The sequence below is a fragment of the Veillonella sp. CHU732 genome (genome assembly GCF_003992085.1).
Taxonomy (GTDB): Bacteria; Bacillota; Negativicutes; order Veillonellales; family Veillonellaceae; genus F0422.
This window is the reverse complement of sequence record NZ_RQVC01000002.1, coordinates 86932-99479: the sequence shown is the minus strand read 5'-3', so window position 1 is coordinate 99479 and position 12548 is coordinate 86932. Positions and strand designations below refer to the sequence as shown.

Below are 12548 nucleotides of genomic sequence, written 5' to 3'. Positions count from 1 at the left end.
ATTCCCTCCTATACTGGATCCACATCTATATAGATATGGGGCAATGTAAATATATCTGAATGATACATGTATGATTTTAATTCTGATAAATCAATTCCACGAATCATAATACAAAGTCGATACATATCTCGTATCTTTGCGGCACCATTTTCATAAGGGCCTAGTATATCTATCCGCTGACCTGTACAGGCCTGACGCAACGTATTGACTAATTCTGTCGCTCTTGTTCGCACTACTGAAAGCTTTTCATCCAACAAGGTTATTTGTATCATTTCGCCGATGGGTGGATACAACAAGGCTTTTCGAGCTTCTATTTCTTCTTGATAAAAGCTAACATAATCATGATGTGTACTATGCTGAATCGCGTAATGTTCAGGACTATAGGTTTGTACTACTACGTTTCCTGGTTTATCGCCACGGCCAGCACGGCCAGCTGCTTGTGTTAATAAATTAAACGTTCTTTCAGAGGCCGTATACACAGGAATGTGCAAGACAGAATCAGCTGTAATAATTCCTACTGCGGTAACATTTGAAAAATCATGTCCTTTTGCCACCATTTGCGTGCCCAATAAAATATCATATTGACCTGCACCAAAGGCTTCCAAAATACGCTGAGATTCACCTTTTTTAGATGTTGTATCTTGATCTAAACGAGCAATTCTAGCTTGGGGAAATCGTTTGGCTAATTCTTCTTCAACTTTTTGTGTACCTGTACCGAAAAATTTAATCTTACGGCTACCACAATGAGGGCAGATTTGAGGTACTTTTTCATGATGGTCGCAGTAATGACAACGCAAATCCTGTCCCGCTTGATGATACACCATTGAGATATCACAGTGAGGGCATTGGATAGGTTTACCACAGTCTCGACACATCACAAATGTACTATGACCTCTTCGATTCAACAAGAGAATTATTTGCTCCCGTTTCTGTAGCGTTTCTTGGATTAATGTATCCAATGCCATAGAAAATACTGAGTAATTCCCATAGAACATTTCTTCTTTCATATCCACAACATTTACCTTAGGCAATGGTTGATGAAAGATACGATGTTCTAAAGATAGTAACTGATACTTGCCTTGGTTAGCTAAATAATAGGCCTCTATAGACGGTGTGGCAGAACCAAATATAATTGGACATTGATGACTTTCACTGCGCCATCTTGCCACCATACGTGCATCGTAACGAGTCATATCCTGTTGCTTATATGATGGATCATGTTCCTCATCGACTACAATGAGACCGATATCTTCTGTTGGTGCAAACACGGCAGAACGGGCACCTATGATAATATGGCTATCTTTCCGGCGTAATCGCTCCCAATTATTGTAACGTTCTGATTTTGTTAACTGACTATGGAAGACCACAACTTCTTGGCCAAACTTTTCTACAAATCGTCTTACAATTTGCGTCGTTAAAGCAATTTCTGGAACTAAAATAATAGCAATCTTATCTTGTCGAATCGTTTCTTGCGCAGCTTTTAGATACACTTGTGTTTTTCCGCTGCCCGTTACACCATGGAGCAAAAAGGATTTATTTGTATGATTAGCAATACATTCCTGAATAGGATCGTATACAGACTGCTGTGCTTCTGTCAGAGGAATGTCTATCCTACCTGCAACTTCCTCGTAGCGTGTTTTCGTCATTGCATAGCGCCATTCTACATCGATATGAGAAGATTCTTTTACTTGTTTAATGACAGGTAAACTAAATCCTGCCAATCGTAAGGCACTCACCGAAGTTGCTCCATGCTCAACTAAATATTTCGCCAATAAACGCTGCTTTTGTTTCCTCACTCCGAATAGTTCTATGTGAAAGGAATCCTTAGGCACAATCCATTCCATTTTGGGTCTGTCATAAGATTTTAATTTACTTTTATCCACAGTAAATAAGCTTAATGCCTCTGCAAAGGTGCATAGGTAATACTCACTTAGCTTACGAGCTGTACTCAGCATTTCCGATGAAAACCAAGGCGTTGGATCTAACACGGCTAATATGGGTTTAATCACAAATGGTGGATTTTCTATGTCACAATAACCTACAAGGATCCCCTCTTCTTTGGAGGATCCCAACGGAACTGCCACACGGGTTCCAATAGGTACGTCCCCAAATGAGTCAGGTATTTCATAGGTTAACGGTTTATTCAATTGTTTCGCAGGACGATTGATAATAATTTCACCTAAACGCATCATAACCTCCTGACTAAACACTCTCCATTATACCACGTTTATACCTATGATTCATACTATTTCATACCCTAGTCCTACACATTTTCACGTCATAGTGTTTCTTATAAGACAAATATATATGAGGGTACAGGAGCAAATAAGTTAGTGCACTAATCCCATCCTCTATATGAAATGTCTGCAAGATAACCTAAACTCTTATAATTAATACTGGAATAACAAAAATAGAGGACAAAGACATATGTCTCTATCCTCTATATATGTATCACTCAAAAGCGAATGACAATTCTTTTACCTTATTATAAACCAGCTTCTTTACGAAGTGCTTCTGCTTTATCTGTACGTTCCCATGGAAGGTCTACATCTGTACGACCGAAATGACCATAAGCAGCAGTTTTTTTATAATGTGGTTTCAACAAGTCTAACATTTCAATGATGCCTGCTGGACGAAGATCAAAATGTTTGCTTACTAATGCAGAGATTTTTTCTTCTTCAATTTTTGCAGTACCAAATGTTTCCACCATGATAGATACAGGTTTTGCTACACCAATCGCGTAAGCTACTTGTACTTCACATTTATCAGCAAGTCCAGCTGCTACGATATTTTTAGCTACATAACGAGCTGCATATGCTGCAGAACGGTCAACTTTTGTAGGATCTTTACCGGAGAAAGCTCCGCCACCATGACGAGCCATACCGCCATACGTATCTACGATAATTTTACGACCAGTCAAACCAGCATCACCTTGCGGACCACCGATTACGAAACGACCAGTTGGGTTGATGAAATATTTAGTATTTTCATCAATAAATCCTTCTGGAAGCACTGGGTCAATCACATATTTTTTAATATCTGCTTGAATTTGTTCTAATGTTACTTCTGGACCATGTTGTGTAGAAATAACGATAGTTTCAATACGTTTTGGCTTGCCATCAACATATTCTACTGTTACTTGTGTTTTACCATCTGGACGAAGGTAAGGCAATGTACCATCTTTACGAACTTTTGTTAATTGACGAGATAAACGATGCGCTAAGCTAATAGGCATAGGCATTAACTCTTCAGTTTCATTAGATGCGAAACCAAACATCATACCTTGGTCACCAGCACCGATTTTATCGAACGCATCACTACCGCCTTCGCGAGATTCTAATGCTTCATCTACACCCATTGCAATGTCTGCAGATTGTTCGTCAATCGCTACATTAACGCCACAAGTATCCGCATCAAAACCAAATTTTGCACGTGTATATCCGATTTCACGAATTGTATCACGAACAATATGAGGAATATCTACATACGTTTTTGTAGTAATTTCACCTACTACATGAACTTGACCTGTAGTTACTAATGTTTCGCAGGCAACGTGCGCTGTTGGATCTTTTTCTAAAATAGCATCCAATACAGCATCTGAAATTTGGTCAGCAATTTTGTCTGGATGACCTTCTGTTACAGATTCAGAAGTGAAAAATACATGTTTTTCTGCCATGAATAAAACCTCCAATAAAAAAATTCCTCATCACAAGATGAGGAATCATATCCCCATCTTCCGATCAAAGATCGTTGGATTTAGCACCTTCTCCCCTAAGGAATGGTTGCTGTAGCTTCAAAGGGCCTCTCCCTCCACTACTCTTGATGAGACTTGTATCATACATATAATACTTAGTTTAAAACCACTACATGTCATTATAGCACACATTTATAGGTCTGCCAAGGCTTGAATAATACGTTCTGCCACATCAAGTTTTGACATATTCGGTAAATTTACAATTTGATCTCCAGGATAAATAAAGGTCACTTCATTCGTATCCACATCAAATCCAGCGTTGGATTTACTCACATCATTAGCCACTAACATATCCAAATTCTTTTTGCGCACTTTTTCTTTTCCATAGGTAATGACATCTTGCGTTTCCGCAGCAAAACCAATTAATTTTTGATGCTCTTTACGGTCCCCTAAGCTTGCTAATATATCCGGATTTTTTACCAACTCTAATGTCATAGTTTCTTGTTTTTTTATTTTATTATCCGCTACTTCAGCTACACGATAGTCCGCCACAGCTGCTGCCATAATCACAGCATCTGCAGAGTCATAGTGACTATCGATAGCCTCTTTCATCTCCGTAGCAGAACGAACTATAATACATTCTACCCCAATCGGTACAGTAAGATCTGTGGGAGCGGACACCAAAATTGTCTTAGCTCCCGCTTGGGCCGCTTTTAGAGCCACTGCATATCCCATCTTTCCACTGGAACGATTCGTAATGTACCGAACTGGATCAATAGCTTCTTGCGTACCACCAGCGCTGACAATCACAGTTTTGCCTTCTAATAGTTCTGTTTTACCTAAATGAAAGTCTACCCAATCCATAATTTTTTGTGGATCAGGTAAACGACCTTTTCCTTCTACCCCACATGCGAGAAGTCCGCTATCTGGTTCTAACACATGGACACCTCTACCACGTAAGGTGCTTAAATTTTCTTGCACAGTTGGATGGGCATACATGTTACTATTCATAGCTGGACATACAAATACTGGAGCCGTTGTGGCCAACAATTGCGTCGATAACATATCATCTGCAATACCATGAGCCATCTTCGCAAGCATATTAGCCGTAGCTGGAGCTACTACATAAGCATCTGCCCAAGTTGCATAGGCAATATGCTCCACATTCCAATCCTGTACGTTTTCAAACATTTCCACGGCCACTTTATGTTTACTAATTTCACCAAACACAAGAGGACTCACAAATTTAGTGGCATTTCTAGTCATTACCACTTTTACTTCTGCTCCCACTTTATATAAACGGCTTACTAACTCCACTGCTTTATAGGCTGCAATTCCTGCTGTTACACCTACTACAATATGCTTACCCTTCAAAGGTCTCACCTTCCTATAGAACTAATTCGATTAACAGACTCTCTTCACTCACCCTATTATACAGTATCTTGCCTAGTAATACATCTATATTTTTCTCTATGAAAGGTCAAGAAACTCCATTTGTAAAAAAGCCGTAACAAATTACGATGTACATAATTTGTCACAGCTTCTTTCTTATGTGTCTTATGAATAAAAAATCCATCAATGATTAGCCTCTATAAAGGCAATGATAGATGAACTACAGTTTTTACTGCTTTTTTCGTATTATCTAATTTTTTAAATCCTAACGTTGTGTATAACTCTTTTGCATTTTCCATACTCGGTAATGTATCTAACAATAATGCTTTATATCCAAATTCACGAGCATCTTCCACTACTAATTTTGCCATATTGGTACCTAACGAGCTATGCCTAAATGCAGGGCGAACGTACAAGCGTTTCATAGCTGCTGTTTTACTATCTACATTGCGTAACGCTACACAACCAGCTGGTTTGTTATCAATGAAAGCAATATACAAAGCTTCTCCTTCACCTTTATATTTGTCCTCCAACCCATGAAACTCCCTCACATTAGCCGATACACCTAAGGATCGTACGTACTCTACAAATAAATCTTTAACTTCATCAATATAATCGTGGCCATTACGAATTTCAAAATTCATAGTATACCTCCTTTTAGTATTACATGAAACTGATATTGTTGGTATTCGACAAGAGTATGAAAACTCCTTTTAATTTCTTTAAAAATTAACTATGAATTATCCCTTGCTTACATAGGCATATAGTACTTTAAGTCGATAGTATCTAACATGGCATTTCTAATACCGTTAAAACTAAAAGTGTATACCATCTATTTTACATACAAAAGACTGTAACAAATTATATCTTGCTACAGTCTAAAGTGAATTATTTATATAATGTTTGACGATTTTCTTGTAATGCTTCTAAAGTGCGTTCTAAATTAGATTCTACATATTTGAACACATCACTAGCGTATTGAATAGAGCTATTTTTAAGTTCTTCGGAGGATTTGTTAGCTTCCGCAATAATATGATTAGCATGCTCTTGAGCTTGTTTCACTAATTCACTTTCTTCTGTCAACTTTTGGATATATTCTTTTGCTTGCTCAATCAAAGCATCTGCTTGTTTTTGACCTTCCGCTACAATGCGATCACGTTCTGCTACAATACGACGAGACTCTTCTAATTCAAGTGGTAAAGATTCTGTTAAGGCATCTACTATACGCATAATTTCTTCTTCTTCAATTAATTTTTTATTTGTCATAATCATATTGTTACTTGTAACAATCAAATTTTCCAACTCTTCTAATAATTTTTCCGTTCTCATAGTCTCCTCCTATTGTTCTTGTACTGTTTTAAATTTATTCTCTAGGGCTTGTTTCACAACAGTAGGCACCAAACCCTCTAATTTACCACCATATTTAGCTAATTCTCGTATACCCGTAGAGCTTACAAAGGCATATTTATTATTAGTCATAATAAATACAGTTTCAATATCATCATCCAAATATTTTGAAAATAAAGCACGCTGAAACTCGTATTCAAAGTCACTTAGTGCACGTAGACCACGGATAATAATATGGCTATCTCTTGATCTGACATAATCATTCAACAAACCAGTTCCAAAATCCACTTCAACATTTGGGATATGTGCTACTGATTGACGAATTAACCGAGCCCGTTCATCCAAGGTAAATAAATACTTTTTATTCGGATTTTCTAAAATCACTATGATTAACTTATCTACTAGTTTACTAGCTCTCTCAAATATATCTATATGTCCATTGGTGACAGGATCAAAACTACCTGGACAAACCCCAATTCTCACGATATAAGCCCCTTTCTACGGTTCTCGACATAAAATGTCAACGCGAGTATACCCAAAGGATAAGGCTTTTACAACCACCCACTTGGGCAATAATTCTAATGTTTCATTCTTATGGCGTTCTATAATTAAAAAGCCATCTTCGGTAAGTAATTGTAACTCTTCCACTAAGACCAACGTTTTTTGAACATACCCTTTTTCGTAAGGAGGATCTGAAAATATCAACTGAAACTGCTTCCCTTGTAACCTTGAAAGTGCCGATTCCATAGTGCATTTCATAATTTCCATGCGGTCTTCTACCTTACAATGTTGTGCATTCTTCCTAATACACGTATCAGTACGCGTATCCACCGCAATAGCATGACTAGCACCACGACTTAAAGATTCAATAGCTAGCGCACCTGTCCCCGAAAATAAATCAAGTACCTGCATCTCAAAAAAGCCTTTACGACTTTGTATGACATTGCAAATGCTTTCACGCACTCGATCTTGCGTAGGTCTAGTATCTATACCTTTCGGAGCTTGTATGGTATGCCCTTTGGCTGTTCCTGAAATGATTCTCATATATTTTACTACCTATACCTGTATATTCTACATGATTTTACTATGTGGTACAATAGATTTTTTATGAAATCTTCCTCATAGTTCATTACTTATTGCAAACTTCTTGTTTTACATCACGCATCATCAACTGCATCAACACTTTCGTAGGAGGAACCTGATGATATAATACCTCATACAGTGCATTCGTGATAGGCATATCAATCCCCTTTGCCTTGGCTAAGTCATAAATGATACGAACAGCAAAAAATCCTTCCACCACCATTTGGGAATGATTGATAATATCTTCCATAGTCTCTCCATCGGCTAACTTTTGACCCGCCCGACGATTTCGACTATGAGGACTCATACATGTAGCGATTAAATCCCCCATTCCTGAAAGTCCTGCATAAGTTTCCGCCTTTGCTCCCATGGCAACGCCAAACTTCGTCATTTCATGAAGTCCACGAGTCAGTAAGGCTGCCAACAAATTATCTCCTAAACACATGCCATGCGCTATACCTGCTGCTAAGGCTATGATGTTCTTTGTAGCCCCCCCTAATTCAACACCGATTACATCTGTATTACCGTACACCCGAAAGCTTGGTCCCCCCAAAGCTTTTTGTAATATACAGATAGCCTCTTCCTGTTGGCTGGCTACCACTGTAGCCGCTGGTAAATTTCGCCCCACTTCTTCCGCATGATTTGGACCAGATAAAATAGCCATCGCTTTCACTAAGCCTTGAACTTCTTCTTCAATAACCAAGGATAATCGCTTTTCACTATCTTTTTCCAATCCTTTAGAGCACCCTACAATAATCATAGATGGTTCTAAATACTGTTTCAACTCCTGTAAAGTACTTCGTACATAACTAGATGGTGTAACTAATAACACTACATCTGCACCTTCCAAGGCAGTTTCGTAAGAATGCTGAAACTCAAGTGAACTCGGTAATACTACCTCTGGTAAATAAGGATTAATCCGATATTCACGTAAATAATTGGCCTTTTCTTCCGTACGGCAATACATAGTCACTTGATGACCTGCCTCTATTCCTTTCAGAGCTAATGCTGTTCCCCAACTGCCAGATCCAATAACTGCAATTTTCATACTTACTCATCCTTTGTAATACGTTTCACAGCTAACTCTTTTCCTTGTAAAAGACGCATAATATTTTCTCTATGACGGAATACAACGAACAACGCCGCTACAGCACCAAAGATAATATACGGCAAAGGTTCAGATAAACAGTACATCACGATAGGCACTAGGGTAGCCGCTACAATGGAGCCTAGGGATACATAAGAAGTAAACTTAACAATAATAGCCCATACAGCAAAGCAAATTAACGCTGCTATTGGTGATAATGCAATGAGCACTCCCAATCCTGTCGCCACTCCTCTACCACCGGAAAACCCAAGAAAAATAGACCAATTATGCCCGATCATAGCGCATAATCCACCTACAATCATCCATTCTGGATTCGGTGAAAACAAGAGTACACCTACAGCACCTTTTCCAGCATCACCTAAGAACACAGGTAAGGCCGCTTTCATACCTAACACTCGATAGGTATTAGTAGCACCAATATTTTTACTACCATATTGGCGCACATCAGTATGGAAAAAGAGCTTTCCAATAATTAACCCTGTTGGAATTGATCCCACTATATACGCCACCAAAACTAATATTGCAATTTCCATAGTTATCATTCTTCATCAGTTCCCTTCTTACCACGAAGTACTAATCGAATCGGAGTACCTTCAAATCCGAAAGATTCACGAAGGCGATTCTCCAAGAAACGCATATAGGAGAAGTGAATTAATTCTGGCTCATTTACAAATAAAATAAACGTAGGAGGTTTTACACTTGCCTGTGTCATATAGTAAATTTTCGGGATCCGTCCTCCACGAGATGGCACTGGGTTGACTGTTTGTGCATCCGATAACAGTTGGTTCAATACACTCGTAGAAATACGCATATGTTGTTGCTCAGATACATATTTAATTAATTCTGCTAAGCGATGAACGCGTTGTTTTGTTAAAGCCGACGCAAACAAGATTGGTGCATACCGCAAGAAAGCCATTTCATCATAAATGTCTTCTGTAAATCGTAAAGTGGTCTTGTCATCTTTTTCAATCAAATCCCATTTATTCACAACGATGACCAAACCTTTACCAGATTCATGGGCATAACCAACAATTTTTTTATCCTGTTCTGTAACCCCATCTGTAGCGTCCAACACTAATACTACAATGTCAGAGCGATCAATGGCTCGAAGTGAACGAACAATACTGTACCGCTCTACCGGTGCATCAATACGGGATTTACGTCGCATGCCCGCTGTATCGATTAATACAAAATCCTGTCCATCATGGCTCCAATGGGTATCGATAGAATCACGTGTTGTACCAGCCACATCACTAACGATAACACGCTCTTGCCCTAACAATGCATTTGTAAGAGAAGATTTACCAACATTAGGACGACCAATCAGTGCAACATGGATTGTATCTTCATCTTCCTCGCTAGCACTTTGTGGAGGGAAATGTTTCACCACATCATCTAGCAAATCACCTAAGTTCATCAAGTTTTTCGCAGAAATACCGATTGGATCGCCAATTCCTAAATTATAAAATTCATAAATATTTGCTTCTTGGTTCACACTGTCAATTTTATTAACTACAAGAATCACAGGCTTACCGCTAGCACGCAATAGATTTGCCACTTCTTCATCAGCAATGGTAATCCCTTGCTTACCATCTACAACAAAAAGGATAACATCCGCTTCTTCAATAGCTAATTGCGCCTGAAAGCGCATCATTTTAGGAATTTCATGACTTTCTGCAGTGATGAACTCAATTCCACCAGTATCGATCATAGTAAATTCTCGTTGTAACCACTCTGCATCGAAATAAATTCTATCTCGTGTTACACCTGGAATATCTTCCACAATAGAAATTCGTTTATTCACAATGGCATTAAATAATGTAGACTTCCCTACATTTGGTCTCCCTACGACCGCAACTAATGGTTTCGACATACTTTCACCTCATATTTCAACTTCCTCACAGGAAGAGTAAGAACACATACTTTATCAACTTATATTGTATCACATAAACGAAAGCAAAAAAAGAACAGTAAGTCCATTGGACCTACTGTTCTTCTATTATGTAGAAATTATTCAGCTTCTTCTTCAGTTGCTACTGGTTCCATTAACTCAGTTAATTTTAAACCTAATTTCTTTTCGTCTTTGTTGAAAGAAATTACTTCTACTTCTACTTCTTGACCGCGGCTCAAGTAATCTTCTACTTTCGCATTGCGTTGTTTAGTCACTTGAGAGATGTGAAGTAAACCTTGGATGTCATCGTTGATAGCAACGAATGCACCGTATTGAACTGTGCGAACTACTTTACCAGTTACTTTATCGCCTACATGGATAGTTTCTTCTGCAACGTCCCATGGGCTTTTGGATAACGCTTTTAAAGATAAAGAGATTTTGCTGTTTTCTTCATCAAAGGATTGTAATTTAACGTCGATTTCTTGACCTACTGCTAACACGTCTTCAACGCGTTTAATTTTTTGCCAAGAGATGTCGGAAATGTGAAGTAAACCTTCGATTCCTCCGATATCAACGAATGCCCCATAAGGCATGATTTTGCGAACAGTACCTTTGTAAGTACCACCAACTTCTACATTTGCTAATGCTTCTTTTAATTTAGCTTGGCGTTCCACTTCAAGTACTTCACGACGGGAAAGAACCAAACGGTTTTTCTTTTCTTCAACTTCAAGTACTTTAGCTTCGAATTCTGTACCTACTAAGTTATCAAGGGATTTCACGAAGTGAATGTCACCTTGGGAAAGTGGAATAAAACCACGTAAAGACTTAACAGTTACGACTAAACCTGCAGGAATTGCATCCACACCTTTACAGATGATTGGCTCATCTTTTTCTTGTGCTTCAATAACATATTGCCAATCTTCATCTTTAGCCAAACGAGTGATAGAAAGATAGATTGGGCTATCTTCTTTGATGTGGTTAAGGATAACAGCTTTGATTTTATCGCCTTCCTTTAATACATCTTTAGCAGAAGCTGGTGTAGGGTATGCCATTTCTTTTCTTTCTAACTGTGCTTCTGTTTTGTAGCCAAAGGATACGTATGCACGTTCGTCATCGATTTGTACAACTTCCCCTTCAATCACATTACCTTTCTTAAATTCTTCTGCTTGCGCTTCTGATGCTGCAAATAATTCTGCAAAATTTTCCATCGTCTGAATGACCTCCTTAATTATCCAGTCTGGTGTCGATGCACCAGCCGTGACTCCTACTGTTGTGACGTCCTTCAACCACGTCATTTGTATTTCAGTAGAAGTTTCTATGTGATATGTAGTACACCCTACATCACGACATACTTCTGCTAATCTAGTCGTGTTGCCAGAGTTCTTCCCACCTACCACGATCATAAGATCCACTTCTTTCGCCAAAGCTACAGCAGAATTTTGACGTTCCTCAGTAGCCTGACAAATTGTCTTGAAGATCTTTTGATCATTAGATTTTTGTTCTAATATTTTTATTATACTTTGAAACTTAAATTGTGAAAAGGTAGTTTGTACTACAACCCCAATTTTTTCCACGAATTGAATATTTTTGGCATCTTCTTCTGTTTCTACAATAATACCTTTATTACCTGCCCACAGATTAATACTCTTTACCTCTGGATGTTTCTTCTCCCCGAGAATGACTAAAGTTAATCCTTCATCCACTACAGACTTTGCATCTCGCTGTGCCTTCTGTACATGTGGACAAGTAGCATCAATCACTGGTAATCCACGTGCTTCTGCCTCTTCATATACTTCTGGTCCAACCCCATGGGAGCGAATGATAATAGTACCTTCTTCTACATCATTCAATTCATTAATGGCATATACACCATTATCCTCTAGTCGGCCTACTACTTGAGGGTTATGAATAATAGGCCCCAATGTATAACTCACATCTTTTGAGTCTGCTGCTTTTTCTGCCATAGTGACAGCACGCTTTACGCCATAGCAAAAGCCACAATTTTCTGCCAATCGTATTGTAAACATAGCATT

11 protein-coding genes and 1 riboswitch are annotated in these 12548 nt (G+C 38.5%); all 11 genes read right to left on the bottom strand.

Annotated features, from left to right (window positions below; all coding sequences use genetic code 11):
* Positions 1 to 8: 8 nt before the first annotated feature.
* On the bottom strand, positions 9 to 2189 hold the full coding sequence (gene priA, locus EO121_RS01390) for a primosomal protein N' (RefSeq protein WP_127165583.1): 2181 nt from the start codon (positions 2187 to 2189) through the stop codon (positions 9 to 11).
* A 296-nt stretch (positions 2190 to 2485) separates the two neighbouring features.
* Positions 2486 to 3676, bottom strand: coding sequence for a methionine adenosyltransferase (gene metK, locus EO121_RS01385; protein ID WP_127165484.1), 1191 nt, complete (start codon positions 3674 to 3676; stop codon positions 2486 to 2488).
* Between the two features lie 50 nt (positions 3677 to 3726).
* A riboswitch (SAM riboswitch) is annotated at positions 3727 to 3829 on the bottom strand.
* Between the two features lie 57 nt (positions 3830 to 3886).
* Entirely contained in the window at positions 3887 to 5068 is a 1182-nt protein-coding gene (gene coaBC / locus EO121_RS01380) for a bifunctional phosphopantothenoylcysteine decarboxylase/phosphopantothenate--cysteine ligase CoaBC (protein ID WP_127165482.1), read from the bottom strand.
* A 215-nt stretch (positions 5069 to 5283) separates the two neighbouring features.
* Positions 5284 to 5730, bottom strand: coding sequence for a GNAT family N-acetyltransferase (locus tag EO121_RS01375; protein ID WP_127165480.1), 447 nt, complete (start codon positions 5728 to 5730; stop codon positions 5284 to 5286).
* Positions 5731 to 5974: 244 nt separating this feature from the next.
* A complete protein-coding gene (locus EO121_RS01370) occupies positions 5975 to 6415 on the bottom strand; it encodes an ATPase (RefSeq protein ID WP_126938712.1) in 441 nt (146 codons plus the stop codon).
* 9 nt (positions 6416 to 6424) lie between these two features.
* Complete coding sequence (coaD, locus tag EO121_RS01365) at positions 6425 to 6916, bottom strand: pantetheine-phosphate adenylyltransferase (protein WP_126938711.1); 492 nt, start codon at positions 6914 to 6916, stop codon at positions 6425 to 6427.
* Positions 6917 to 6931: 15 nt separating this feature from the next.
* The gene (rsmD, locus tag EO121_RS01360; RefSeq protein WP_127165478.1) at positions 6932 to 7477 is read right to left on the bottom strand and encodes a 16S rRNA (guanine(966)-N(2))-methyltransferase RsmD; all 546 of its coding nucleotides are present in this window, start codon (positions 7475 to 7477) and stop codon (positions 6932 to 6934) included.
* An 85-nt stretch (positions 7478 to 7562) separates the two neighbouring features.
* Positions 7563 to 8564: an NAD(P)H-dependent glycerol-3-phosphate dehydrogenase gene (locus EO121_RS01355; protein ID WP_127165476.1), complete on the bottom strand. Its 1002-nt coding sequence runs from the start codon at positions 8562 to 8564 to the stop codon at positions 7563 to 7565.
* A gap of 2 nt (positions 8565 to 8566) precedes the next feature.
* Entirely contained in the window at positions 8567 to 9157 is a 591-nt protein-coding gene (gene plsY / locus EO121_RS01350) for a glycerol-3-phosphate 1-O-acyltransferase PlsY (RefSeq protein WP_127165474.1), read from the bottom strand.
* A gap of 5 nt (positions 9158 to 9162) precedes the next feature.
* Positions 9163 to 10497 carry a ribosome biogenesis GTPase Der gene (der, locus tag EO121_RS01345; RefSeq protein ID WP_127165472.1) on the bottom strand — a complete coding sequence of 445 codons (1335 nt, stop codon included), beginning with the start codon at positions 10495 to 10497 and terminating at the stop codon, positions 9163 to 9165.
* A gap of 137 nt (positions 10498 to 10634) precedes the next feature.
* Positions 10635 to 12542, bottom strand: a complete 1908-nt coding sequence (locus EO121_RS01340) for a bifunctional 4-hydroxy-3-methylbut-2-enyl diphosphate reductase/30S ribosomal protein S1 (RefSeq protein WP_127165470.1) — start codon at positions 12540 to 12542, stop codon at positions 10635 to 10637.
* Between the last annotated feature and the right edge of the window lie 6 nt (positions 12543 to 12548).

Coding starts and splice junctions, on each gene's coding strand:
- plsY (WP_127165474.1), bottom strand. CDS start 9,157: ATGGAAATTGCAATATTAGTTTTGGTGGCGTATATAGTGGGATCAATT.
- EO121_RS01355 (WP_127165476.1), bottom strand. CDS start 8,564: ATGAAAATTGCAGTTATTGGATCTGGCAGTTGGGGAACAGCATTAGCT.
- priA (WP_127165583.1), bottom strand. CDS start 2,189: ATGCGTTTAGGTGAAATTATTATCAATCGTCCTGCGAAACAATTGAAT.
- EO121_RS01340 (WP_127165470.1), bottom strand. CDS start 12,542: ATGTTTACAATACGATTGGCAGAAAATTGTGGCTTTTGCTATGGCGTA.
- metK (WP_127165484.1), bottom strand. CDS start 3,676: ATGGCAGAAAAACATGTATTTTTCACTTCTGAATCTGTAACAGAAGGT.
- rsmD (WP_127165478.1), bottom strand. CDS start 7,477: ATGAGAATCATTTCAGGAACAGCCAAAGGGCATACCATACAAGCTCCG.
- EO121_RS01375 (WP_127165480.1), bottom strand. CDS start 5,730: ATGAATTTTGAAATTCGTAATGGCCACGATTATATTGATGAAGTTAAA.
- der (WP_127165472.1), bottom strand. CDS start 10,497: ATGTCGAAACCATTAGTTGCGGTCGTAGGGAGACCAAATGTAGGGAAG.
- EO121_RS01370 (WP_126938712.1), bottom strand. CDS start 6,415: ATGAGAACGGAAAAATTATTAGAAGAGTTGGAAAATTTGATTGTTACA.